This window comes from Paenibacillus campinasensis, assembly GCF_002272015.1.
In the GTDB taxonomy this organism is placed as follows: Bacteria; Bacillota; Bacilli; order Paenibacillales; family Paenibacillaceae; genus Paenibacillus_AQ; species Paenibacillus_AQ campinasensis.
Genome location: NZ_NPBY01000013.1, coordinates 1 through 23,633 on the forward strand (window position 1 = coordinate 1; position 23,633 = coordinate 23,633).

A 23,633-nucleotide genomic window follows, 5' to 3' on the forward strand; every position below is an offset into this window, starting at 1 on the left:
AAACCTCAAAAACATACTCCTGAAAAGAAAAGTAATACCCAAACTGGAAATGGTCCATATTCGCATATTCAAGATTCAAAGTTTGTAGGACCTGGAAAGGACTTTACTGCGGCTCAAAAGAAAAAGATAATAGAAGAGAACATGAAGAAAAATGGTGGGCTAGTTAAATCTGATTCGTCAGGTAAAGTCGCTACTAAGCCACAAAAGAGCAAAAAGGCGTTACACCAGATCCAAATGAGTGGCAAATTGATCACATCATTCCTAAAGATAAAGGTGGAACTAACAGTTATAGTAATGCTCAAGTGCTTACTCGTAAGGAAAATAGAGATAAGTCAAATAAATTACCTTCTGACTCAAATGAACCAAATAAAAATAAGCCACCTTCTAAGCCGACAAGGAGGAAGAAATGAAACCAATTATTTTGAATGATGGTTTGAATAAAAAGAGTCTGTGGAACGGTTGCATACTTGCATCAATTGCACATGGAATTATGGTTGCTCACTATCCTGAGTTATCATATGAACATTCATGGGACGGAATAAACTATAGCGTAGTTGATGGTTCAGGAGGAAGAGGAACAATTACATTTAAAGATAAATATTGTGTTGGGGCGTTTCGTAATGATAACGTCACCCGTACAGAATTTTCTTCAGCTATTGACTTTTATAAAGGCGCACCACCAGAAGTCCTTGAGTTATCAAAAAATGAGACTTTAGAGTATCTTCTCGAGGAAGGAGACGATGGTATGTCAAGACCTTACATTACAACAGCATTTTGGGCTGATGACGACAGAATTTTTTCTAATGATAATATCGTAAGATTGATTCAAAATGGTGGTTATCTTTTAGAGAGACAGCTAATGGAATATGACTCTGCGGTTGAGTCTTGGCGAGATTATTATGAGATGACCAATGTACAAGTCGATCTGTTAGAGTCCATATATACTAGAAAAATTAAAAAACCAGAAGCAAAGATCATACTAACTAAAAGAGAAATTAAAATGATTGGAACGGATGATCATGAGGGATTGAGTGAAAGTAGTACTTCGTTTGAAGAAATCGGGATACAGTGGGAGAGTTAGGTTACGGGGGGGACCTGTAGGAAGTTGTCATGAATTGAGATGAACACATAAAAGCTACAATAATATACCTTAATAGCGTTATGTTGAACAGGTCGTTATGGTCAGATACCACCGTGACTGACCTGTATTTTTTAATCTTCGTTGACTTACAGTTTTTTAAATTAAAATCAATATTTTGTAAATAGATCGGGCTGGAAATTGTTTTGAAATCATCTTACCGATTATATAGGAAAACTCGGCCAGCAGGAGGGCGTCTACCTGATCTGCGAGAAACAGCAGTCTGGTGATGGACAGCAAAGTAGTGAATCAAGTTGATAGGAATGAACCATGAGACATGGAACACATAACGTGCCCATGTGTTATCGAGGATACGGCATGACCGCCAGGTGAAGGGAGCGTTTGTTCCCGGCCTGGCTTTTTGACGTGCGGACAGCCGGCTGATCAACGCTGGCCATCGATCTGGATTAATTATCCTTTTGATGATAAAGTAAGGACAATCTTTTTATAGAAAGAGAGGCCTCTGCGTTATGAATAAAGCTCAAAAAAATATATTTCTGCATTTCGTATATCTGGTGCTGATAATCGTTCTGTTTGCGATCGGATCGGACATGTTGACTGAGTACAGGGCCGAGGCTCGAACCAGATTCGAGCACAACTTGTACTATGAAACTGCAGTTCTGATTCTGTGTTTCGGAGGTATCGGCGTCGTGCTCGGTCTAAGCGGGCTCAAGCGTTCGCGCGGGGGAAGAATTGGTCTGAACAAATCCAAGCTGCTGCTTCTGGCCCTGCCGTCGCTCCTCGTGACGATAAGTCCTCTGTTGGCCCATTTTGGCGTGTTTGACTTTTACGAGTCTCTATATGAATATATTCTGGAGCATCATGATATTACTATGGTTTCTAGCATTATTTTCGGACATTCTTTTTTTACTAGTTTTGTGAAAAAATAATCGGGTACTGGAGGAGCGAAGATGACGGATGATTTTTATTGCGACGAAGTGTTAAACGGGCGAACGGCTGTACAGAAGGTGTTCGAAACGGAAAGGGTGCTTGCTTTTCATCATACCCGTCCCTATTACCCGGTGCATATTGTGGTCATACCGAAGAGACATATTGCATCTCTTGTCACGTTGGAGGAAGCGGACAATCCCCTGCTGATCGAGATGATGGACATCATCAAGCAGGTGGCCAATCAGGTCGTTGCCGAGCACGGCGCTGCCAGAGTGAATACCAATCTCGGCAATTATCAGGATTCGAAGCATCTGCATTTCCATGTGGTGTTTGGCGAGCCGCTAAAGAGGTAGGCCCATACGAGGGCGCGGGAGCCTAACCGCCTTGTCGTCATGGAGCCTGATCCCGTGTGTTAATTAAGTGTTAAAAAAGAAGCAGAAGGTTTGCAGGGGGGTTCCCGTTCCATTATGATGAGAAGAGATATTACAGAAGATGATGATCAAATGGGAGGAAGGGAAGGACCGAATTGGATAATACTGTGAGACTTGTCAAACCGGAAGCTATGATTTTTGATATGGATGGGACGTTGTTTCAAACGGAAACACTGCTGCTGCCTGCTCATAACAAGCTGTTTGATATTTTGCGGGAGGAAGGGCATTACGAAGGGGAAACGCCGGACGAGGAGCTCGTCCTGAGCTGCCTGGGGATGCTGCTGCCTGACATTTGGAAGAAGGTCATTCCTGACGGAACGCCTGAGGCTCACGCGCGGGCGAATGAACTGCTGCTGCAGCTGGAGCTTGAAGGTCTTGAGAACGAAGAGGCCGTCCTGTACCCGAAGGTGAAGGAGACGCTGGAAGAGCTTCATCGCCGGGGAGTGAGGCTGTTTGTGGCAAGCAACGGTCTGGAGCAATACGTCAAAGGGATTGCGGAAGCCCGCGGCATCATGCCGCTGTTCGAAGGGGTGTACAGCGCCGGGGAGCATGGGACAGCCACGAAGGTGGATCTGGTCCGGCTGCTGCTGGACACGCACGGCGTGAAGACCGCCTGGATGGTGGGCGATCGCTCTTCGGACGTCGAGGCAGGCAAAGGGAATGGGCAGACGGTCATCGGCTGCCGTTATGCAGGGTTCGGTGGCACGGAGGAGCTGAAGGGGTCTGATGTGATCATCGACGCATTCGAACAGCTGCTCACCCTTTATGATCAGGCGAAGGAAGCGTAATCCGCTTTAAATATCGAGCATGAACAGGGGAACTCTCCGGCCACAAGTCCGGCAAGAGCTTCCCCTGTTTCGTTGATATGTTCAGAAGCCGGCTTTCATGACCTGTTTACAAGAACTATAGGGCCGCGCTGTCTGTGGAATCGAGCCGGGATTCCTTTTTTTGTTTGTACAGCCACAGGGCATACTCAAGCGGCCTGACGATGGACTTCCGGTAGGAGACGTGATCTCCAATCTGGGAGAAGACTTCTCGGGACGGCTTGGGATTCACCTCAAGCAGAAGAATGCGGCCGTTTCTGTCAATGGCAAGATCAAGCGCAAGCTCGCACAGCGCCTCGTATTGCGATTCCAGGAAACGGGGAATCTCCACGCCTAGACGGTAAGCCTCCTGCATGACCTCCTCCCGCTTCTGCACCTCGGGAATCCACTTATCCAGCAGCCGGTCCATCGGGATGGCCCGGCCTCCGCCATGCAGATTGGAGGTCACGCTGTGCATCGGCCCCATGCGTCCGACACATCCGGTCACCTCCCACTCGCCAAAGCCGTTCTTCTGAACCAGCATCCGGTAATCATGAACCCGGCCGGTCGGCAGCTCGATTTGAATCCCCTCTTGCACAACATAGTTGCCCCGCATGTTCCAACTGGAGAGATACCCTCCGATCTGCGAGAGGGTGACTCGTCTCGGCTTGATGATGCTCCGGCTTTGGTTTCGGCCTTGAATTTCATAGATGCCGGGCAGCAGCTGCCGTTTGCTTACGCGCAGAATGCCGCGGCCTCCGGTGCCGTTGATCGGCTTCAGATAGACCGTCTGGTGTCTGGCAAGCATCCGCTGCACGTCCTGAAGGCTGTGAATGAGCTGGGTTTCCGGCAGATGCTGGCGAAACTCTCTCCTGTCATGAAGCACTTTATGAATCGTCCATTTATTGCGCAGCGGCCTGTTCAGAAACAGCAGCTTTCTGTAGCGTGAGCGGAAGCTGACGAGCTGACGGAAACGCGCGCTTTTCTGGATGCGGCACCGGTCGAAGATGATGTTCGGAAAGGAGCGCCACCTTCTGAACCATTTCCGCTGCTCCGGACTGTAATGGAGTGCATGGATCATGCCATTTCGCGCATGAACATCGGCGGGGGTGAACACATAGACGTCCAGGCCGAGCTTCCGGCCCTCCGTAATCATCCGCTCATAGATATGCCTTTCTTCCAGAACCTTGCGATCATTTAAGTAGAGCGTTAGGATGCCTAGAACAGGCTGAGACATAGAAGTTCACCTTCTTGATTAGAGTCGGGGCTGGCCCCTTTTACAGCCGCAGGCCGGATGTCTACCCCTTTCAAATTCAGTACCGGCCTGCCGGCAGCGTCCATTTCGAGGCCTTCGGCATGCATGCCGGCAAGAAAGCACATTTTTAACGCGGCCGTATGGCCGGTCGCGACAGTGCAATGCAGCTGGCCGAGCTCGCTGATCTGCAGGCGCAGCAAGGAGGACCCGATCCGGCGGTTGCGGTAAAGAGGGTGTACCGCGGTCATGCAGGCCTCCTTTCCATAATCTGCGGCATAGCTGATCCCGACCGGCATGCTGCCAAGCTCCCCGCGAACGGTGGCTGCCACAATGGAGGTGCCTGGCTGATGGAGCGCTTCATAGCTCAGGGAAGCCAGATGCCCGATAGGCCCGGCCTTCAAGCGCCTGCCCCCGCATCGGCTGAAAAATTCGAGGCACTCCCGGCGTAGATGAGGCCAATCGGCTGGATCATGCAGATGGAGACGTGCGATTTCCATAGTAACCCTCCTTTATGAGTACAGATTCAAACCATTAATTTGTTATCCAACAAATAGCCACAGTACTGGAAGATCCGCTCCAGCGATTTTTTGCGAATGGCCGGTTCATCAAATTTCATAGGCCGGGAGTTGGCCTCGAAGAACCAGAGTGCGCCATCCGCGTCGACGCCAAGATCCATCGACATTTCGCCAAGCATGTAACCAGAGCCCTTCTCAATCTGTCTGGCAATGGATACGGCGGCTTTCTCCACCTCGTTCAGAATAACGGCTGTTCGTTCCGGGCCGAATACAATCGGCAGCAGCTTCTCCGGGTCCTCGATCGAGCCGCCGCGCGGCACATGCGTCGTGATGCTCTTGGCTCCAGCCATGCGCGCACCGATACCGGTTACCGCCCATTGGCCGGTCTCCGTCTTCTGCACCAGAATGCGGAGATCGAAGGCGCGACCGTGGACGGAGACCAGCTCGATGCCCTGCTGCACGAGATAGGATTTGCCCTGGGTTTCCTTGTTGACACGGTTCCATAACCGGTTCAAGGTGGCGGCTTTATACGTCGTGCTGTTTTTGTCGCTCTGAATTTGAATCCGGTAAGGCAGCGACTTGTTCTTCTGATATTTCACCCTCATGATGCCGCGGCCTGCTTTGCCGTTTTCCGGCTTTAGGTACAAATAAGGCATGCGTTTTATCATTTGCTGCAGCGTTGCGATTCCTCGCAGCTTTCGGGTAGGCGGTGCCCATTTTTTCGTATATCGTGACTTGCTCAGCCACTTGAACAATTCGCGTTTGTTGAAAAAGAACGGGTTGTAAATCATCATATCGGGATGCTTGAGGCATTGGTTTATTTTTTGGCGGACCCAGGGGATGGCTTCGTCCTCACGGCTTGGAATCCGATTATATATGATTTGGGGCAGAGGATACTGCCTCTGCTCCCACTTGTGATTGCTTCCGACATAGTAGCCTTTCACGGTGTCCTGTTTCAGCTTCAAATCCCGCGCCGTAACGACATAGACCTGATAGCCCATGTCCTTTCCGGCTTTAAGGATCTCCTGGAAATTTTGCCGATTGCCCCGAAACATATAGTCGGGATCATGCATGGTCAGGATCGCTACTACAGCTCTTCTATCGCTCTCGTATCGTCTGTTCACGTGTCATTCCCCCTGCTGAAGCCGCTCAGATACAAGCTGTGATCAAAGATGTGCTCTACGGATGCCTTGCCTTCGCCTCTCAGAGATGGGTGATGGAAGATGGAACGCCCCGGTTTGGAGTTGGCCTCAAACATCCAGATTTTTTCGTTCTGATCGATGCCGATATCAAATCCGATTTCCCCAAGCAGGTGAGTGTGATGATTCTCAATCGACTCAGAGAGGATGATGGCCGCCTCTTTGGCACGTTCCAGCACATCCTTGGCTCTTGCGCCGAAAGCCCGGGAAAGAGCGCTCTCTGGCGTCAGCAAGGAACCTCCGTTCTTGATGTGGGTTGTGACGCTGCCCCGTCCGGCTTTTTTGGCACCGATGCCCACGACACTCCAGCGGTTTCTGCCGTTCTTATGCATATGGAAGCGGAAATCGATCGGGCAGCCGTCAATTTCGATCAGGCGGATGCCCTGCTGGATGACATAGTTGTGGAGCTTCGAGCCGTGTCTGGCCTGCAGCATTCGCATCAGGCTGTTGAAGCTCGGGAATTTGAGCAGCGTGTTGCCGCCATTGCCGTGATAGCGGGCGAAATACCCTTTCTTGGGATGATAGGTCAGCCGGTATATGCCGAGTCCGAGGCTTCCAGCCGAAGGTTTGTAATATACGAAGCTGTGACGATCGAGCATATCCTTGATTCGCTCGGGGCTCGGGTTCGAATACGTTTCCGGCAAGAAGCGGCTTGCTTGAACGTCTCCCTCCAAACGATTGAAAATATCGGACTTGTTAAAGAAGGCCCAATTGAAAAATGGAATGTTGCGCTTCGTGAACCGTTGTCTCAGCTGGTTAGTGAATGGAGAGAAGTCGGTTTTCCGGCTGGGCAGACGGTTATAAATGACATCGGGCAGCGGGACCGTTCTGCGGACGAAGCCGCCATTTGAACTGAGCAGGAAGCCATGGACCGTCTCTCTCTGCCAGTTGATGTCCCGGGGCGCGAAGGCATAGACGAACATTCGTTTATTGCCGTCCCGAAGCAACTGGCGTATATACCCTGTGCGGGAACCGAAGGGGGTGGCCGGATTGCGAGGGCCGTCGGACAGTACACCGACGACAGGCCCAAGCCGAATCTCGCCTTCCCTTGGTGAATAGATGTAAGCAGGACCTGGTCTTGGGACATGGACGGCATTGCGCACCCCGCTGCTGAGATAAAGCTGCTTCCCCGATCGTTCTATGGGCTTCACAGCTGCCGTAACCGCGCTCGTGCCGATCCGAAGCAGGACGTTTTTTTTGCCGGAAAGACCCAGGCTTCTCATTAGCGAACCGGACACAAGGACGACTTTTTCGGGCTGCTGAGAGAAATGAATATTACCGTAATTCAAACTCATGTATTTACCCTCCTAAGTTGTCGAAGCAATAAATAACGCGTGTAATGCAGCGGATTTTCGATGGCCTTTGTTGCCGCAGGCTGCTCTCCTGTCTGCTTGAATGCTTCTCGGCCAGGCTTGGAGTTGACTTCAAGGAGCCACACCTTTCCTTCTCTGTCGATGCCAAAGTCGATGCCTAGCTCGCCCAGCCGACCGAAGCTGCTCTCAAGCAGGGGAGGCACGAGCCGGGATAACCGGCGAATCGTGGCCAGTACGGAGGCAGCCGTCTCGGCTCCGAACTCCGCTGCAAGATAGGGCTGGGCTAACAAGGCGGTCCCGCCCCCGTGAAGGTTTGAGGTTAGCCCCAGCCCCGCGCCTTCGCGAACCGCGACGCCGGTTAAGGACCATAATCCTTTGGCGTTCTTCTGAACGAGTGTCCGGACGTCAAAAGGATTTCCGCTTCGCGAATATAGGTGCAGAAACGGCTGCATCAGAAATCTCCGTTTTGCGGTAAAGCGGCTCACCCATTCCGGCAGCTCTGGAAGAGCGATGAGCCGGCTGAAGATGTCATTGCTCCGGTCTCTCCCCTGCAGACGGACGCTTCCTTGATCCCGAAGCGAGATATATAATGTACGTCGCCCTTGTGATCCCCCGCTCGGCTTCATGAACACTTCCCCGTGAAAGGTGGCAAGCGCCCGGGAAAGTGATTTCGAACCGGTGTAGCTGAGGGTAGGGGGAAGAAAATCGATGACGTCGGGAGAGCGGCTTAGCGTGTTGTAAACACTGAGCTTGCCGGGAAGCCCCCGGGACCATAACCTCCATCCGGCTTTCGGCAGTCCCCCCAAAAAGGCGGCCACCGCAGCGCTTTCCCGGGCGCTTCTGTACAGACAGCGATCATAGATGACACCCGGTATGGGAAAACTGCAGGATATCCACCCTTGACCGGATGCATACCGATAACCGCGAATGTGGGCCGAGGGATTTTCGGAAGGAAGAGAAACCGCGTAGCGCGGCGCTTCCTCAGGGCAAAACACAAATACCGAAACACCGAGCCTCTCGCCGACCTCGCTTAATTCCTGGAGATAATGTTTCTCGGCAAAGGGAGGAAAGCCCGATCTTCGGCATACCATGACACCGAGTGAACCTATTGTCGTAGAGGACATAAGGACCTCCTTCTTCAAAAGCCGGACAGATAGCGGCAGTATTGAACCAGCCGTACCGCCGAAGGTCTGATCTTGGCTGAATTAAGGGGAGCATTCTCGCTTTTGGACGGCTTGGAATTGACCTCCAGCAGCCAGATATGCCCCGTCGTGTCCACGGCCAAATCGATGCCCAGCTCACCGAAATGCAGCGGGATTGCTTTCTCCAGCCCGCTTGCGATTTCAAGCGCCGCCTGCTTCATCCGGGGAAGCGCGGTCTGTCTGGCCGTCAGCGGAACTCCGCTTGAGGCAAGCGCATCCTTCACCGTCGACAGGCTGCCTCCTCGTGCCAGATTCGATACAAAGTGATTGTCGCCCGCGATCCGGGCCACGATGGAAGTCACCGACCAGTCACCACTCTTGTTCTTGTGGACGAGTGCGCGAAAGTCGACATTCCGGCCCTGGATGCGAATCAAATCGAGTCCCTGCTGAATCTGGTACCTGGTTTTTCTCATTTTCAAGGAAATGGTGCTGAACAGCTTCAAAAGCGATGGGTATGTCTTCTTCTTGGTACCTGCAAGCGAGGTGGTCATCGTCTGGTAAGTGCCGTCTCCCTGGCGGGTAATCCGGATGATGCCTGTGCCGAGGCTTCCGCGCACCGGCTTGAGGAACACCGTGGAATGGGTCCTGCACATCGCCTTGAGCGTATTGAAGTTCCTCAGCAAATAGGATTCCGGCAAATACGGCTGAAGCTTTTCATTGGAGCCAAGCGCCTCAAACACTTCCGATTTGTCCAGGAATTTTTCGTTGAACACATGAGTTCCAAACCGAGATTTTACTTCTTTCATAAAATGCTGTACGCTAGGACTGTTCTCCAGCTTGCGCGTAAACAGCCGGTTATTGATGACGTCGGGAGCCGGAAAGGTCGCTTTTTTCCATCCTGCGTCATAGTGAACCGCTTCAAGCGATGACAGGTTAGAACCTATCATGTCAGGGGTAAAGAAGTATACATATGCACCCTGGGTTTTGCAGGCCTTGACCATTTCCAAGCAGAACGATGAGATCGATCCGAACGGTTTGCCGTGATCACGGGAATCGTAGCGGCTGACCATCACGCCGATGAGCGGACCGAGCCTCAGCGTCCCCTCTAATGCGTTGTACTTGACGTTTAATACGGTGCGAGGAAGAAGTCCGGATCTGCTGAATAAAGAAGGGTGAAGTCGAAGCGTGGCCGTTTTTCCTCCCGAGTAGACGCGCACCTCCTGCTTGAAGGACCCGTAAGCTAGCCATATCGACCGGTCTGTAGGAATACGCAACTGCTTGATGAGTCGGTCGCCCAGCTTGATATTGTCATTCGGGAGAAGGGCTGAGCTCATAAGCTGAACCGTGATCTTGGATTTGGACATCATGGATCTCCTTCCGACTACAACTGGATGTCTGGTGAACAGATTGGACTTCATCTGATCATTGCATGTAATGCATCATATGAGGACATATATCCCTTGGTGATTGTACCGCTGGTGAAAAAGGAGGTGCTGAAATTGCCAGACTGGCTCTTTGTTTTGGTCAATATGGTCGTCGCTGCGTTTGTCGGCGGTGTCACGAACCATTTAGCGATAAAAATGCTGTTTCATCCGCGGGAGAAGATCGTGCTTTTTGGCCGACGCCTGCCCTTTACACCGGGGCTTATCCCGAAACGGAAGCAGGAGATTGCCGTATCGCTCGGCAATGTAGTTTCCGACTATCTTGTGACAAGCGAAGGCATTCAGGAATTAATCCGCAAGCCGGCATTCCGGAACAAAATAGAGGACACCGCCGTCCAGAAGCTGAAGGAATGGAGCGAGTCTGAGCAGACCGTTGGCCAGCTCGCGCATTCGCTCTGGGGACCGGAGCAATGGGATCGCCTGAAGCAGCTGGCCCAGGAATCGGCGAGGCGGCTGACCGCTGGCGGTGTCCATGCGATCTGGCGCGAGTACGAGCTGGAGAACAAGCCGCTGAAGGTGCTGGTGCCGGGATGGTCGGAGACCACGATCGATAAATGGAGCGGCGCTGCCGCGGATACGGTGCTGAAGGAGCTGAGTGATACGCTCCTGTCTGCCGAAGGACAGCGGCTTCTGCGTAATATGGCGGTGACGATGGTGGACCGGGCCGGGGGCTTCCTTGGGGCAATGGCGGCCATCTTTGTGGATGAGGATAAGCTGGTCACGAAGCTGACGCCGATGCTTGTCGGTCAGCTGTCAAGCGAGAAGGTCAGAGAGACCGTCAAAGGGATCGTAGCAGGCAAGTTGGAGGAATACGGCGAGATGCCGATCGGTTCTCTGCTTGAGGCGATGTCCGGGGAATCGGGGCCGGAGCTGCTTATCGGCAAGCTTGAGGAGGCGATTCCGTGGATGGACTGGATCGAGCGGCTGGAGGCGCTGCAGCTGAAGGAAATATTGGGCCCGAGAATGCCATGGCTGATGTCCGTGCTTCCCGGATTCCTCGAGAAAGGACTGGCGATGCTGGAACGCGGCGTTCCGGTCGCCATGAAGGCGGTCAACCTTCCGCAGCTTGTGCGGGAGCAGGTGGAGAAATTCCCTGTGGAACGGCTCGAGGAAGTCATTCTCAGTGTATCCGGCCGGGAGTTCCGGGCGATTACATGGCTTGGCGTCGGGCTTGGCGCCGTCATCGGTCTGTTCCAGTCCTTCATGACCTTGATGTGGAGATAGGCAGGGCGAAGACAGGCGAGCGTGATCAATAGCAGAACAGACATGAACAGCACAGATACGAATGAATAACGGCAGCATCTGCCGATAGGAGGATACGAATATGAACATTTACGATAAGGCTCACGATCTGGCGAAGGCGATGAAGGAAAGCGAGGAAGTTCAAGAGATCCAGGCTGCGATGAAGCTGGTGGATGTCGATCCGGACAGCAAGCGCATGCTGGAGGACTTCCGCCGCAAGCAGATGGAGATTCAGCAAAGAATGATGTCAGGGGACATGCCTTCCCAGGAAGAGATGGAAACGGTAGAGAAGCAATTCGAGCTGCTCAGTCTGAACCTGAATATCCGCCGCCTGTTTGATGCTGAGCGCCGCCTCAGTGTCATCATCGAAGATGTGAACAAAATCATCTCGGACAGCCTGCAGGATCTGTACGGTCCAAGCGGTCTGTAATCCGTTCATCCATGTATGAAAGCGAACCGACGGAGGGTTTCCGGCGGTTCGCTTTTTTTGGCATGGCCGAGGGTGGACTCAATTTCATCAGCTGAGGCGAAAACTTGTCTCATAAAATGCCAACCTCGCTCATAGAGTAGAAATATAGATTTCAAAAGAGTAGAGGAGCTGCATAACGATGAAAAGGAAGAAGAACAAACTCAAGCATACGCTGTATTTGCTGATTGCGCTCGGCATGCTGATCTATGCGTTGCCAAGCATTTCATTTGCAGATGGATTCTCCTGGGTGTCGATGTTCGGAGCGGTATGGGCCGGATTTGCGCTGCTGGTCATTGCGTCGCACATGTACATTTTAATCGGTGTCGATGAAGCGAAGGAGAAGCAGCTGGAGGCGATTCGCAAGGAGAAGATGCGCCAGTGGCAGCTGAAATGGCCGGATGATCATCAGGGCAAAGAAGCGGGCGGCCAGGGCATGCAGGGGTAAGGGAAAGGGCGGCCTCCTCTGAACGACAGCAAGCCGATGATAGGCGGGCGGTCTTTCAGGGGAGGCTTTTTGCTTTGCTATGCTGGCGACGGCTTGCTGTTATCGGCATATGGGACAAACCCCACAGTATGCCTCCTGACAAAACGTGTTATAATAAATGAATACAGTATAGTACAGTTTGAGTGCCGGGGGTGTAACAGTTGGACGTACGTGATGATACGATTACGAAGCACGAGCAGCTCGTACAGCATATCGAAAGTTTGAAGGTAGGCAGCAAAATATCGGTCCGCCGTCTCGCAAGGGAGATGGGGGTGAGCGAGGGGACCGCATACCGGGCGGTCAAGGAAGCGGAGAGTCTCGGGATTGTCGTAACGAAGGAACGGATCGGAACCGTGCGGGTTGAGCGCAAACCGAGAAATATATCCGAGCAGCTTACATTTGCCGATGTTGTCGAAATTGTAGAGGGCCATGTTCTCGGCGGGGCGGAGGGCTTGAACAAAACGCTGCATAAATACGTCATCGGTGCAATGAAGGTCGAGGCGATGATCCGGTATATCGACCCGGGCGACCTGTTGATTGTCGGCAACCGGGAGGATGCGCATTCGCTTGCGCTGGAGACGGGGGCCGGCGTGCTGATTACCGGCGGCTTCGGCACCAGCCGTGAGGTCAAGCAGCTGGCAGATCAGCTGAATCTGCCGATCATCTCCTCCAGGCATGATACGTTCACCGTAGCCTCCATGATCAACCGCGCCATTTTTGACCGTCTCATTAAGAAGAAAATTATGCTGGTGGAGGATATCGCTCTCGACAAGCCGCGGAATTATGTGAAAAACTCGGTGACGGTCCGCGATTTCAAGCAAATTGCCGCGGAAACCGGTGAACAGCGCTTCCCGGTCACCGATGAGTGGAACCGCGTTATCGGCATAGTCGGAATCCGGGATGTGGACGGGCTGGCCGATTCGCAGTTGATTGAGAAGGCGATGACCCGCAATCCGGTGACGGCCGGGATGAAGACGTCGCTCGCTTCGGCGGCACAGACGATGATGTGGGAAGGCATCGACTTTCTTCCGATCGTTGACCGCAACCGGAAGCTCATTGCGACCGTAACCCGCAAAGAGGTGTTGACCGCCCTGCGGGATGCCCGGAATCAGCCGCAGCTTGGGGAGACGTTTGACCAGCTGATCTGGAACGGAATGGCCGAGGACCGCGATGATGAGGGACGGCTGTTCTTTCACGGGTTTATTACGCCCCAGATGGCTACGGAACTGGGCACCATCTCCCAGGGTGTGCTCACCACGGTGATGAGTCAGGCCGCATTTAAAGCCGCGAAGGAAATGAGCGGCTGGGATTATGTAATGGACAATCTGTCCACCTATTTCATTCGCCCGGTACAGATCGAGGATTCCATTGTCGTGCTGCCGAAGCTGCTTGAGCTGAGCCGGCGGACATGCAAGATGGAGATTGAAATTCAGCATCAGTCGAGCCTGGTGGCCAAGTCAGTCATGACGATGCAGGCGATTGATCACGGATAATGCGCAGGGAACAGCCTCTTCTTGCGCACATTCATTAAAGGGCTTCCCGGCGGTGGCGATTGACCGCGGCGGGAAGCCCTTGTCCTTGTCATGCTTGTTGCTAACTGGAGGATGGAGAGTTCTTGAGTTTCTTATAGTAATCCCGGCTGCGCAAGCCGGCAAACAGGTTGAAGGCGCCCAGCACCAGAAAGGCGGCTTCCACAATGACAGCTAGCGTTGAACCGCTGAACAGAAACATGCAGACGAGCGACAGGGATGCGAGCATGATGCCCATGCAGATGTTCATCATGGCAAGGTTGATGCCGCGGTCCGCAGGATCCGGCATGCGGCGGGCCCGGATGCTGTACAGGGCAGCCGAGATGCAGGATAGAACGAGTATAATAAATAAAGCGTATCGAATGATTGCTAGCATGAGTAAGCTCCTTTGTCATCCAAGCACCTGCTCCTGACGGCGAAGCGCCGGGAAGCAAGGTCCGTATCGGTCTATTGAAGATACTGGTATTGTATCATGCTCAGCCCGCGTTTGCATCCATCTGGCTGATGGTGATCCAGATCTGCAGCACGCCCTCCATAACCAGCATCGTCCTGATCCGGATGCGGTAATCCTTCTCCCTTACGGTGTATATTTTGTCGTCCAGCAGGGAGCGGGTCAGCCTGCTGTCGGTATCGATGTCAAACACGTTGCGGCCGCGAAGCGGGGCCAGATCCTCCCCCATCAATTTGATGATCTCCCTCTCGATCAGCGCATCCAGAGGGGCTTTTCCATTGTCCTCGGCCCGGATTTTGATTTCGCGAATGACAGTCGTCTGCGTGCTGTATTTCTTCAAGGAGGTAATATCATCCTTCAGCTGCTGGATCTCCACCTGCTGCTCATGATTGGTGTGCCACAGCTTATTGTAGCTGGCATGATAGAGCGAGTTATAGAAGACGCTGCCGACGATCATGCCGAGCAGGAAGATGGAGGTGGCCTGATAGAAGGGGCGGAAACGTTCAAAAGGCGGCACTCTCATGACCTAGTTCCTGCCCGAGCACACCCATTTGACCAGCTCGCTGCCCATATGTGCGCCTAGAAATGCAAAGCCGAGATACAGGATCTGCTTGACCGCCGGAGATATGTTGCCGCCCAGCATGTTGCTTTCGATGACGCGCATCGGATCGATCGTGCCGCCGATCGCTGCTGCCAGCGCCCAAATTTTGATGCGATCGGCAATTTCCAGCATCGTTGTGGTCGGGGGCTGCATGGATAATACGGCACCGACTCCTCCGATCATGGCGCCGCCAAGCACGATGCCGAAGGCTATGAAAAAGTCGAGAATCGCTTTTGACAAAAATGCGCTCATGGACGTCGTCTCCTTTCTGCTCCCTTACAGAGGGTGCCAACCGCCTGTCCGATTAGCATCCTTGTCTTCATTCTATGGGCGGGTCCTGCCGGATTATGATAAAATGATAGAAGTTGATTTTTAGAATGTACGAATACACGTCGAGGGACGTATAACGTGAGTTATTTCATCGCGAAAGGAAGGCGTTAAGGATGAGCTCTTTCGTGCATTTGCATGTGCATAGCGAATACAGCTTGCTCGATGGGGCGGCGCGTATTGGCGACCTGGTGCGTGAAGCGGCAGCGCTTGGGATGAAGTCGCTTGCCCTGACCGACCACGGGGTCATGTACGGCGCCGTTCCGTTTTATAAAGCATGTCTTGAACATGGCATCAAGCCGATCATCGGCTGCGAGGCCTATATAACGGCCGGATCGCGCAAGGAGCGGGGAAGCCGCAAGGATCAGCCGATCTATCATTTGATTCTGCTGGCGAAGAACAATACCGGTTATCGCAACCTGATGAAGCTGATCTCGATCGGCCATCTGGAGGGCTTTCATTACAAGCCGCGAATCGATATGGAGGCGTTGGCGGCTCACAGCGAGGGGATTGTATGCCTGAGCGCCTGCCTTGGCGGGGAGGTGCCGCAGCACCTGCTGCATGGCCGGGAAGCGGAGGCGAAGGCGGCTGCGCTTCGTTACCAGGCGATCTTCGGCTCCGATTTCTATCTGGAGCTTCAGGATCACGGGATGCCGGAGCAGAAGCGGGTCAATCCGCAGCTGATCGCGCTTGCCCGCGAGACGGGCATTGCTCTCGTGGCAACCAACGATGTTCATTACCTGACCGCTGCCGATGCGGAGGTCCAGGACATGCTCATCTGTATCGGAACCGGCAAAACGGTGCAGGACGAGGACCGGCTGCAGATGACGACCAATCAGCTGTATCTGAAGAGCGCGGAGGAGATGGGCCGCCTGTTTCCCCATGTCCCGGAAGCGATGGAGAACACGCTTCTGATCGCGGAGCAGTGCAACGTGGAGCTTAAGTTCGGGCAGTCGATTTTGCCCGAATACCGGCCGCTGCCTGAAGGAAAGAGCGCATCCGACTATCTCCGCGAGCTGTGTTATGCGGGGCTGAAGGAGCGCTATGAGGGCAGTGAGCGCTGGGCGTCCGAGGAGCTGCGCAGTGAGCTTGAGCAGCGGCTTGCGTACGAGCTGGGCGTTATCGACAGCATGGGTTTCAGCGACTATTTCCTGATCGTATGGGATTTCATCGCCTATGCGCACCGGCATCATATTGCCGTCGGTCCGGGCCGGGGCTCGTCGGCGGGCAGCCTGGTTGCTTACACCTTGCGCATTACGAATGTGGACCCGATGAAATACCGGCTGCTCTTCGAGCGCTTCCTGAATCCGGAGCGGGTGACCATGCCGGATATCGATATTGACTTCAGCGACGAGCGCCGGGACGAGGTGATTGACTATGTCGTCCAGAAATACGGCAGGGAGCATGTCGCCCAAATCATTACGTTTGGCACGATGGCTGCCCGGGCCGCCGTCCGGGATGTGGGCCGGGCGCTGAACGTGCCGTTTGGCGACGTTGACAAGACGGCGAAGCTGATTCCCGGACATCTCGGGATCAGCATCGCCAGGGCGCTTGAGGAGAGTCCGCAGCTGAAGGAGCAGTATGACACGAACCGGCGGATTCGCGAGTTAATCGACATGGCGATGAAGGTGGAAGGCATGCCTCGCCATGCTTCGACGCATGCGGCCGGCGTTGTCATATCGCGCGATCCGCTGACTGATGCGGTGCCGCTGCAGGAAGGCAGCGAGACGACCGCGCTGACGCAGTACTCGATGGAGCATCTTGAGGCCATCGGGCTGCTCAAGATGGATTTTCTCGGCCTGCGGACATTGTCGATTATCGAACGAACGATGCGATGGATCGCCGAGCTGACAGGAGCGGCTCCCGATTTCGGCACGGTGCCGGATGACGACAGCCGCACCTATGAAATGCTGGGACGCGGAGAGACGACGGGCGTATTTCAGCTGGAATCCCCGGGCATGCGGCGGGTGCTGAAGGAGCTGAAGCCGTCCTCCTTCGAGGATATCGTCTCCGTGAACGCCCTGTACCGGCCGGGTCCGATGGAGTTCATTCCGAAGTTCATTCAGGCGAAGCATGGCCTGATTGAGCCGGAATATCCACATGAGGATCTGATTCCGATTCTGGCCGATACGTACGGCATCATCGTCTACCAGGAGCAGATTATGCAGATCGCTTCGAAGATGGCCGGATTTTCGCTGGGCGAAGCGGATTTGCTGCGCCGGGCAGTTTCCAAGAAGAAGCGGGAGGTGCTGGACCGCGAGCGCAGCCATTTTGTGTCCGGAAGCGCTGGACTGGGATATACCGAAGAGGAAGCGAACCGCGTCTATGATATGATTGTGCGCTTCGCCGATTACGGGTTCCCGCGCGCGCACGCGGCTGCATACGGCGTGCTGGCCTTTCAGACCGCATATCTGAAGGCGCATTATCCGGTGCCGTTCATGGCATCGATGCTGACCGCCGTCATGGGCAGCCACCGAAAGGTGGCGGAATATGTCGTTGAGGCGCGGCGGATGAACATTGACGTGATGCCGCCGGATGTCAATGAGAGCGGGGCTTATTTCACCCCGGTATCGCTTGAACGTTCGGAGGCGGAGGGTGCTGGCCGCCCCGCTGGTATCCGTTTCGGTCTGGCGGCGATCAAGAACGTCGGCACGCAGGCGGTCGAGACGATTGTGGAGACCCGGAAGGACAAGCCGTATGAGAGTCTTGTCGATTTCTGCCGCCGGGTCGACCTGCGGGTATGCAATAAGCGGGTCATTGAATCGCTTATTCAGGCTGGAGCCTTTGACACGCTGCCGGGACATCGCGCGCAGCTTGTGGCGATGCTCGATGAAACGGTGGAGGCCGCTCTGAAGTGGAAGAAGGAGCGGGATGATCTGCAGATTCAGCTGTTTGACTTTGTGGAGACGCCGAATTGGGAGATCGAATATCCTGATATTCCGCCGTACTCTGCCGGGCAGCAGCTGGAGTTCGAACGCGAGCTGCTCGGCATGTATTTGTCGGGCCATCCGCTGGACGGCTATGAGGAAGTCCTCGAGCAGACGGGTGCGGACCGGCTGATGGATCTCCATGAAGGGGAGGACGAGTCGCTTGTGACGGTAGCCGCCATGGTCGTTTCCCTCAAAACGATTACGACCAAGCAAGGCAAAGCGATGGCCTTCATGCAGTGCGAAGACCAGATCGAGCGCAGCGAAGTGGTGCTGTTCCCGGAGGTGTGGAAGCGAAGCGCGCACCTGATCGAGAAGGGGGCGCTGCTTGCCATTCGGGCCAAGCTTCAGCACCAGGACGAGGGCTTCAAGCTGCTGGCCGAGGAAGTGGCGCAGCTGAGCCCCGAGTCGCTGCAGCAGCTGGCCCGCCGCGGCAAGACTCGCCGCACCGGCGCTGCGGCGAAGCCGCCGGCCGCAGGCAGCGGGGCTGCCGCGGCGTCGGCGGCCCGGGTGCTCCCGGCGGAGCGCGCCGCCGGGCCGGAGCGTGCGGCGGCGGCAGGAGCGGGGCCGGGGCCTGCGCCGGGCAGCGCCGCGCCGCGCGCGGCAGAGGGCAGCGCCGCTGGAGCGGCGGGCCGGGCGCGGACGGAGCAGCGCGTGTTCGTCAAGATCACGGCGGATGCGGAAAAGCCCGAGCTGCTGACACAGCTGAAGCGTCTGCTCCAGGAGCATCCGGGTCCTGTCGCGACCGTGCTCTTCTATGAGCGAAGCCAGAAGGTGTTAGCTTTAAGCGAGGCGTACCGCATCAAGCCTTCGCCGGAGCTGTTCGGCCATATCGAGCGCATGTTCGGCGCCGATACCGTCAAGGTGCGATGAATCAGCCTAGCGGTCATCTGATCTAAAATTGGGATGAACGTTTTGTCCCCCTCACGCATACAATTAGGACACTACGGATAACTTGGCCGAGCGGCCCAGAACGTCCGGCAGACCCGGGCGCTGTCCTGCTTGCCCAAGTGTGTTGAGGGGGATTTAAGGAATGTCAGCAGAGATGGCAGAACAAATGCTGCGTCGCCGGGGAGTGACAGTCAGTTCGATCGCCGACATCGTGTTTACACTGCAGCAGCGGTACCACCCGGCATTGACGATGGCGCAATGCGAAGAGAGCGTGCGGGCCGTTCTGGGAAAAAGAGAGGTTCAGTATACGCTGTATACCGGGATTGCTCTTGATGAACTGGCGGAGAAGAAGCTGTTGCCCGAGCCCCTGCAGTCGATTATGGAGCAGGATGAGCCGCTGTATGGCGTAGATGAAACGATGGCTCTCGGGGTGACAAGCATCTACGGCATGATCGGGCTGACCAGCTTCGGATATTTGGACAAGGAAAAAATTGGCGTAATCGAAATATTGAACTCCAGAAAGGACGGCATTCATGTGTTTCTGGACGATCTGATCGCAGGCATCGCAGCCGCCGCATCGTCAAGAATCGCCCACCGCAACCCGGATGCTGTGAAGTATACGGATTAACGAGAGAACGGTCTTATCCCGTTCCGTTGGAAGAAGAAGAGCCCTTCAGCCCCCTTCTCTCTTTGTTGAGCTAAAAACTGAAGTATGTTATCATTATCCATTATATCGGCTCAGGATATGCCTGTGAAAGCGAGATTAGGGGGATCTGAAAGGCATGTGGACGGTTATCTATATTGCGCCGACGGCTAAGATGGCGGAAATGATTAAAACCAGACTGACGGAAGAAGGTTTTTTGGTTAAGAGCCGTCCTGTGAATCTTTCCAAACAGCAGTTTGAGATTTTGGTACCCTCCGGTGAGCTTGAGGAAGTACAGGAAGTATTAAATTCGATATTGCACCCCTAGTTTTTTGAAAGGGTTACATAGCGAAGCAACAATTCGGGTCAGCGAATCGCTAGCGCGGGCGGCCATTCAAATCTACGGCTGAAGAGGTGTAGTTGTGTTTAAAGATCTGTTTCAGAAAAAAAGGAAATACGCAACCATCCCATCAGAACGACTGGGGACGGCAGGGCAGCAGGAAGGCGAACGCCCAAAGCGCGAAATACCAGAAGGTTTGATGAACAAATGTGTCAAATGCGGCACAATTCAATACAGCAAGGAACTTGAAAAAAATCTGAAGGTATGTCAGGAATGCGGCCATCATATGCGTTTGAACGCTTTGGAACGGATTCAAATGACGCTGGATGAGACAGGCTTCGAGGAGTTTGACGCCGATATGATCTCCGTGGACCCTCTCCAGTTCCCTGGCTATGCCGTCAAGCTGGAGCAGCAGAAGATGAAATCGGGACTTCGGGAAGCGGTCATTACCGGACAAGGCTCGATTCTTGGACAGCCTGTCGTCGTTGCGGTGATGAGCTTTGATTTCTTCACGGGCAGCATGGGGTCGGTTGTCGGTGAGAAAATAACACGCGCCATTGAAACGGCAACGGAAAAGCGCTTGCCGCTTATTATTTTCTCCACATCGGGCGGAGCCCGGATGCAGGAGAGCATCCTCAGTCTGATGCAGATGGCCAAAACCAGCGCCGCCCTGGCCAGATTCAATGAACTGGGCGGGCTTTATATTTCGGTTATTACCGATCCGACCACCGGCGGTGTATCGGCGAGCTTTGCGACGCTTGGCGACATCAACATCGCCGAGCCGGGCGCAGTATTCGGCTTTGCCGGCCGGATCGTGATTGAACAGACCATTCGCCAGAAGCTGCCGGATGATTTCCAGACGGCGGAGTTCAACCTTGCGCATGGTCAGCTTGACATGGTTGTTCATCGAAAAGACATGCGTTCCACGCTCGGTAAATTGCTGGATATGCATGCCGTGAAAGGGGGATTTTGATGTCAGGCGAACTGCCTTTTGAAATGCCTCTGGCAGAGATGCGCAAGAAGATCGAAGAGCTGGAACAGTTCGGTCAGGAGAAAGGGATCGATTTCACGGATGAAATCGCCCGTCTTGAAGAACGTTACAAGCGGTTGGAAGAGGAGATTTACTCCAACATTTCGCCTTCGCAGAAGATGCATTTGGCCCGTCATCAGCAGCGGCCGACGTCGCTGGATTTGATTCAACTGATCTTTACCGATTTTATCGAGCTGCATGGAGACCGTCTGTACGGGGATGACCTGGCGGTTGTCGGCGGGCTTGCCAAGCTGAACGGTGTGCCCGTGACTGTGCTTGGCCAGCAGCGGGGCAAGGATACGAAGGATAACATTGCCCGCTTCTTCGGAAGCGCGCATCCCGAAGGATTCCGCAAAGCGCTTCGCCTGATGCAGCAGGCGGACAAATTCCGTCGCCCGATCATTACGTTTATTGATACGAAGGGCGCATACCCTGGCAATACAGCTGAAGAGAGAGGTCAGTCCGAGGCGATCGCCCGCAATCTGCGGGAAATGTCATCGCTCGGGGTGCCTGTTGTTTGTGTGGTCATCGGCGAAGGTGGAAGCGGCGGTGCTCTTGCGATGGCAGTAGGCAACCGTGTGCTGATGCTGGAGCATGCGATCTACTCGGTCATTTCCCCGAACGGGGCTGCATCGATTCTGTGGAAGGACGCCTCAAAGGCAGACCAGGCTGCGGAAGCGATGAAAATTACCGCACAGGATCTGTTGAAGATGGAAGTGATCGAGGAGATTATTCCGGAGCCCAAAGGCGGAGCCCATAAGAATTATGAAGAAACGGCCGAGTCCATTCGCAGTGCGCTTCTGCGCCATTTGTCCGAGCTGTCGGGCATGGATGCCTGCGAGCTGAAGGAAGACCGGTACCGCAAATTCCGCAAGATCGGCGAATTTGAGGTGGCGGCAAGCGAGCCGATCGAGCAGCAGGACGAGCAGGATGCCGTGCTGTAGCTGCTTTTTTATTCAGCATAAAGATGAAGATATTCGGATGATATGACAAAGTTCCTATACAAACGAGTCATTTTGTAGTAAATTTAGTTGTTGGAAAAAGAGATATAGAGACCCTTGAAAAAAACGGAGGAAACCCAAATGCGCAAAACGAAAATTGTATGTACCATCGGTCCTTCCAGTGAATCGTTGGAAAACACCAAGAAGCTCATTATGGCTGGCATGAACGTGGCTCGTCTGAACTTCTCCCACGGTGACTTCGAGGAGCATGGCAACCGGATCAAAACGATCCGCAAGGCTTGCGAAGAATTGAACAAAACGGTAGCAATCCTGCTTGACACGAAGGGACCGGAAATTCGTACCGGCAAGCTTGCGGTAGAGCCGATTGAGCTTGTGCAGGACGAGTATGTAACCTTGACAACCGAAGAAATTCTCGGAGACAAAAACCGGCTTTCCATCACGTACAAGGATCTGCCAAATGATGTTCAAGTTGGATCTACGATTCTGATCGATGACGGTCTGATCGGTTTAACCGTAGTGGAGGTTCAAGGCACGGAAATCAGATGCCGCATTGTTAACGGCGGAACCATTAAGAGCAAAAAAGGCGTGAACGTTCCTGGCGTGTCCATCTCGCTTCCGGGCATTACCGACAAGGACGCCAACGATATCATTTTCGGGATCGAGCAGGGCATCGATTTTATCGCGGCTTCCTTCGTTCGTAAAGCAAGCGACGTGCTTGAAATTCGCGAGCTGCTGAAAAAGCACAACGCAGAGCATATCCAAATCATTTCCAAAATTGAAAATCAGGAAGGCGTGGACAATCTCGATGAGATTCTTGAGGTGTCCGACGGCCTGATGGTTGCCCGCGGGGACCTGGGCGTTGAGATTCCTGCAGAAGAAGTGCCGCTTGTACAAAAGCGCATGATCGAGAAATGTAACCTCGCCGGCAAGCCTGTCATTACAGCTACACAAATGCTGGATTCCATGCAGCGCAACCCGCGTCCTACACGCGCTGAAGCGAGTGACGTGGCCAACGCTATCTTCGACGGAACCGATGCGATCATGCTGTCTGGCGAAACGGCTGCTGGTAAATATCCGGTGGAATCGGTGCTCACCATGTCCCGTATCGCTGAAAAAGCGGAGTCCGCACTGAGCTATCGTGAGATGTTCCTGAAGCAGCGCATTGCTCAGGAAACGAGCGTAACCGAGGCGATCAGCCAATCGGTGGCCATCTCGGCGCTGGATCTTAATGCCAAAGCGATTATTTCGTCCACAGAGTCCGGCCACACGGCACGGATGGTGTCCAAATATCGTCCTCAAGCACCAATTATCGCTGTAACTACGCAGGAGAGAACGCTGAGACGTCTTGCCCTGACTTGGGGCGTAACCCCGGTCAAAGGCGAAACCGCTACTTCCACGGACGAAATGTTCGAATATGCCCTTAAAGGCGGCATCAAATCCGGTCTTGTGAAGGAAGGCGACCTGGTTGTTATCACGGCTGGCGTTCCGCTCGGTCGTTCCGGCTCGACGAACCTGCTGAAGGTTGAACAGGTTCCTGCACAATAATAGAACCGCAATCGATGATTACAATTTAGATTTTGCATATAGAGCAAACAAGCAATGGACGAG

The 23,633-nt window shown here is 53.9% G+C and carries 24 protein-coding genes; 15 read left to right on the plus strand and 9 right to left on the minus strand.

The window, feature by feature from the left end; genetic code table 11:
- Positions 1 to 257: 257 nt before the first annotated feature.
- The 5 genes from CHH67_RS27200 to CHH67_RS04405 all read left to right on the plus strand — a co-directional run bounded on the left by CHH67_RS27200 (position 258) and on the right by CHH67_RS04405 (position 3,248).
- The gene (locus tag CHH67_RS27200; protein WP_369680147.1) at positions 258 to 410 is read left to right on the plus strand and encodes a hypothetical protein; all 153 of its coding nucleotides are present in this window, start codon (positions 258 to 260) and stop codon (positions 408 to 410) included.
- A complete protein-coding gene (locus tag CHH67_RS04390) occupies positions 407 to 1,081 on the plus strand; it encodes a hypothetical protein (RefSeq protein ID WP_095263774.1) in 675 nt (224 codons plus the stop codon). The genes CHH67_RS27200 and CHH67_RS04390 overlap by 4 nt, the downstream gene beginning before the upstream one ends.
- A 527-nt stretch (positions 1,082 to 1,608) precedes the next feature.
- Entirely contained in the window at positions 1,609 to 2,028 is a 420-nt protein-coding gene (locus tag CHH67_RS04395) for a hypothetical protein (protein WP_095263775.1), read from the plus strand.
- Positions 2,029 to 2,049: 21 nt separating this feature from the next.
- Positions 2,050 to 2,382: an HIT family protein gene (locus tag CHH67_RS04400; protein ID WP_095263776.1), complete on the plus strand. Its 333-nt coding sequence runs from the start codon at positions 2,050 to 2,052 to the stop codon at positions 2,380 to 2,382.
- Between the two features lie 209 nt (positions 2,383 to 2,591).
- Positions 2,592 to 3,248, plus strand: coding sequence for an HAD family hydrolase (locus CHH67_RS04405; RefSeq protein WP_413773647.1), 657 nt, complete (start codon positions 2,592 to 2,594; stop codon positions 3,246 to 3,248).
- Positions 3,249 to 3,363: 115 nt separating this feature from the next.
- Here the strand turns inward: CHH67_RS04405 and CHH67_RS04410 are convergent, their stop codons facing one another.
- The 6 genes from CHH67_RS04410 to CHH67_RS04435 are packed head-to-tail and all read right to left on the minus strand — an operon-like array spanning position 3,364 to position 10,051.
- Positions 3,364 to 4,500 carry a YheC/YheD family endospore coat-associated protein gene (locus CHH67_RS04410; RefSeq protein WP_095263778.1) on the minus strand — a complete coding sequence of 379 codons (1,137 nt, stop codon included), beginning with the start codon at positions 4,498 to 4,500 and terminating at the stop codon, positions 3,364 to 3,366.
- Positions 4,482 to 5,015, minus strand: coding sequence for an N-acetyltransferase (locus CHH67_RS04415; RefSeq protein WP_095263779.1), 534 nt, complete (start codon positions 5,013 to 5,015; stop codon positions 4,482 to 4,484). The genes CHH67_RS04410 and CHH67_RS04415 overlap by 19 nt, the downstream gene beginning before the upstream one ends.
- Positions 5,016 to 5,041: 26 nt before the next feature.
- The gene (locus CHH67_RS04420) at positions 5,042 to 6,157 is read right to left on the minus strand and encodes a YheC/YheD family endospore coat-associated protein (RefSeq protein WP_095263780.1); all 1,116 of its coding nucleotides are present in this window, start codon (positions 6,155 to 6,157) and stop codon (positions 5,042 to 5,044) included.
- Positions 6,154 to 7,527, minus strand: coding sequence for a YheC/YheD family endospore coat-associated protein (locus CHH67_RS04425; RefSeq protein ID WP_095263781.1), 1,374 nt, complete (start codon positions 7,525 to 7,527; stop codon positions 6,154 to 6,156). Before CHH67_RS04425 ends, CHH67_RS04420 begins: the two co-directional genes overlap by 4 nt.
- Entirely contained in the window at positions 7,524 to 8,669 is a 1,146-nt protein-coding gene (locus CHH67_RS04430) for a YheC/YheD family endospore coat-associated protein (RefSeq protein WP_095263782.1), read from the minus strand. Before CHH67_RS04430 ends, CHH67_RS04425 begins: the two co-directional genes overlap by 4 nt.
- A gap of 14 nt (positions 8,670 to 8,683) precedes the next feature.
- Positions 8,684 to 10,051 (minus strand): YheC/YheD family endospore coat-associated protein, encoded by a 1,368-nt coding sequence (locus CHH67_RS04435; RefSeq protein ID WP_095263783.1) that lies wholly within the window; start codon positions 10,049 to 10,051, stop codon positions 8,684 to 8,686.
- 126 nt (positions 10,052 to 10,177) lie between these two features.
- Here CHH67_RS04435 and CHH67_RS04440 point away from each other — a divergent pair, with 126 nt between their 5' ends.
- The 4 genes from CHH67_RS04440 to CHH67_RS04455 all read left to right on the plus strand — a co-directional run bounded on the left by CHH67_RS04440 (position 10,178) and on the right by CHH67_RS04455 (position 13,817).
- Positions 10,178 to 11,353 carry a DUF445 family protein gene (locus tag CHH67_RS04440; protein ID WP_244908087.1) on the plus strand — a complete coding sequence of 392 codons (1,176 nt, stop codon included), beginning with the start codon at positions 10,178 to 10,180 and terminating at the stop codon, positions 11,351 to 11,353.
- Between the two features lie 100 nt (positions 11,354 to 11,453).
- Positions 11,454 to 11,801, plus strand: a complete 348-nt coding sequence (locus CHH67_RS04445; RefSeq protein WP_095263784.1) for a YlbF/YmcA family competence regulator — start codon at positions 11,454 to 11,456, stop codon at positions 11,799 to 11,801.
- A 178-nt stretch (positions 11,802 to 11,979) separates the two neighbouring features.
- On the plus strand, positions 11,980 to 12,285 hold the full coding sequence (locus tag CHH67_RS04450; RefSeq protein ID WP_095263785.1) for a hypothetical protein: 306 nt from the start codon (positions 11,980 to 11,982) through the stop codon (positions 12,283 to 12,285).
- Positions 12,286 to 12,485: 200 nt separating this feature from the next.
- Positions 12,486 to 13,817, plus strand: coding sequence for a DRTGG domain-containing protein (locus CHH67_RS04455; protein ID WP_095263786.1), 1,332 nt, complete (start codon positions 12,486 to 12,488; stop codon positions 13,815 to 13,817).
- A 100-nt stretch (positions 13,818 to 13,917) separates the two neighbouring features.
- Here the strand turns inward: CHH67_RS04455 and CHH67_RS04460 are convergent, their stop codons facing one another.
- The 3 genes from CHH67_RS04460 to CHH67_RS04470 all read right to left on the minus strand — a co-directional run bounded on the left by CHH67_RS04460 (position 13,918) and on the right by CHH67_RS04470 (position 15,157).
- On the minus strand, positions 13,918 to 14,229 hold the full coding sequence (locus tag CHH67_RS04460) for a YtpI family protein (protein ID WP_095263787.1): 312 nt from the start codon (positions 14,227 to 14,229) through the stop codon (positions 13,918 to 13,920).
- 100 nt (positions 14,230 to 14,329) lie between these two features.
- On the minus strand, positions 14,330 to 14,827 hold the full coding sequence (locus CHH67_RS04465) for a sporulation membrane protein YtrI (protein WP_095263788.1): 498 nt from the start codon (positions 14,825 to 14,827) through the stop codon (positions 14,330 to 14,332).
- A 3-nt stretch (positions 14,828 to 14,830) separates the two neighbouring features.
- Positions 14,831 to 15,157 (minus strand): YtrH family sporulation protein, encoded by a 327-nt coding sequence (locus CHH67_RS04470; RefSeq protein WP_095263789.1) that lies wholly within the window; start codon positions 15,155 to 15,157, stop codon positions 14,831 to 14,833.
- Positions 15,158 to 15,348: 191 nt separating this feature from the next.
- Between CHH67_RS04470 and CHH67_RS04475 the strand changes: the two genes are divergently transcribed.
- From CHH67_RS04475 to pyk, 6 genes are all read left to right on the plus strand, one after another.
- Positions 15,349 to 19,032, plus strand: coding sequence for a DNA polymerase III subunit alpha (locus CHH67_RS04475; protein WP_095263790.1), 3,684 nt, complete (start codon positions 15,349 to 15,351; stop codon positions 19,030 to 19,032).
- Positions 19,033 to 19,192: 160 nt separating this feature from the next.
- On the plus strand, positions 19,193 to 19,678 hold the full coding sequence (locus CHH67_RS04480; protein ID WP_095263791.1) for a phosphatidylglycerophosphatase A family protein: 486 nt from the start codon (positions 19,193 to 19,195) through the stop codon (positions 19,676 to 19,678).
- 154 nt (positions 19,679 to 19,832) lie between these two features.
- Positions 19,833 to 20,021 (plus strand): glutamate decarboxylase, encoded by a 189-nt coding sequence (locus CHH67_RS04485; protein ID WP_095263792.1) that lies wholly within the window; start codon positions 19,833 to 19,835, stop codon positions 20,019 to 20,021.
- 94 nt (positions 20,022 to 20,115) lie between these two features.
- A complete protein-coding gene (accD, locus tag CHH67_RS04490; protein ID WP_095263793.1) occupies positions 20,116 to 21,006 on the plus strand; it encodes an acetyl-CoA carboxylase, carboxyltransferase subunit beta in 891 nt (296 codons plus the stop codon).
- A complete protein-coding gene (locus CHH67_RS04495) occupies positions 21,006 to 22,007 on the plus strand; it encodes an acetyl-CoA carboxylase carboxyltransferase subunit alpha (protein WP_095263794.1) in 1,002 nt (333 codons plus the stop codon). Before accD ends, CHH67_RS04495 begins: the two co-directional genes overlap by 1 nt.
- 138 nt (positions 22,008 to 22,145) lie before the next feature.
- Positions 22,146 to 23,570 carry a pyruvate kinase gene (gene pyk / locus CHH67_RS04500; protein ID WP_095263795.1) on the plus strand — a complete coding sequence of 475 codons (1,425 nt, stop codon included), beginning with the start codon at positions 22,146 to 22,148 and terminating at the stop codon, positions 23,568 to 23,570.
- The last annotated feature ends 63 nt before the right edge of the window (positions 23,571 to 23,633 follow it).

Bases quoted from the DNA above. Each gene is read 5' to 3' on its own strand.
- CHH67_RS04415 (WP_095263779.1), bottom strand. From the start codon at position 5,015: ATGGAAATCGCACGTCTCCATCTGCATGATCCAGCCGATTGGCCTCAT.
- CHH67_RS04395 (WP_095263775.1), top strand. From the start codon at position 1,609: ATGAATAAAGCTCAAAAAAATATATTTCTGCATTTCGTATATCTGGTG.
- CHH67_RS04405 (WP_413773647.1), top strand. From the start codon at position 2,592: ATGATTTTTGATATGGATGGGACGTTGTTTCAAACGGAAACACTGCTG.
- CHH67_RS04410 (WP_095263778.1), bottom strand. From the start codon at position 4,500: ATGTCTCAGCCTGTTCTAGGCATCCTAACGCTCTACTTAAATGATCGC.
- CHH67_RS04390 (WP_095263774.1), top strand. From the start codon at position 407: ATGAAACCAATTATTTTGAATGATGGTTTGAATAAAAAGAGTCTGTGG.
- CHH67_RS04480 (WP_095263791.1), top strand. From the start codon at position 19,193: ATGTCAGCAGAGATGGCAGAACAAATGCTGCGTCGCCGGGGAGTGACA.
- CHH67_RS04475 (WP_095263790.1), top strand. From the start codon at position 15,349: ATGAGCTCTTTCGTGCATTTGCATGTGCATAGCGAATACAGCTTGCTC.
- CHH67_RS04425 (WP_095263781.1), bottom strand. From the start codon at position 7,527: ATGAGTTTGAATTACGGTAATATTCATTTCTCTCAGCAGCCCGAAAAA.
- CHH67_RS04400 (WP_095263776.1), top strand. From the start codon at position 2,050: ATGACGGATGATTTTTATTGCGACGAAGTGTTAAACGGGCGAACGGCT.
- CHH67_RS04460 (WP_095263787.1), bottom strand. From the start codon at position 14,229: ATGCTAGCAATCATTCGATACGCTTTATTTATTATACTCGTTCTATCC.
- CHH67_RS04435 (WP_095263783.1), bottom strand. From the start codon at position 10,051: ATGTCCAAATCCAAGATCACGGTTCAGCTTATGAGCTCAGCCCTTCTC.
- CHH67_RS04445 (WP_095263784.1), top strand. From the start codon at position 11,454: ATGAACATTTACGATAAGGCTCACGATCTGGCGAAGGCGATGAAGGAA.
- CHH67_RS04485 (WP_095263792.1), top strand. From the start codon at position 19,833: ATGTGGACGGTTATCTATATTGCGCCGACGGCTAAGATGGCGGAAATG.
- CHH67_RS04430 (WP_095263782.1), bottom strand. From the start codon at position 8,669: ATGTCCTCTACGACAATAGGTTCACTCGGTGTCATGGTATGCCGAAGA.
- CHH67_RS04450 (WP_095263785.1), top strand. From the start codon at position 11,980: ATGAAAAGGAAGAAGAACAAACTCAAGCATACGCTGTATTTGCTGATT.
- pyk (WP_095263795.1), top strand. From the start codon at position 22,146: ATGCGCAAAACGAAAATTGTATGTACCATCGGTCCTTCCAGTGAATCG.
- CHH67_RS04470 (WP_095263789.1), bottom strand. From the start codon at position 15,157: ATGAGCGCATTTTTGTCAAAAGCGATTCTCGACTTTTTCATAGCCTTC.
- CHH67_RS04465 (WP_095263788.1), bottom strand. From the start codon at position 14,827: ATGAGAGTGCCGCCTTTTGAACGTTTCCGCCCCTTCTATCAGGCCACC.
- CHH67_RS04495 (WP_095263794.1), top strand. From the start codon at position 21,006: ATGTCAGGCGAACTGCCTTTTGAAATGCCTCTGGCAGAGATGCGCAAG.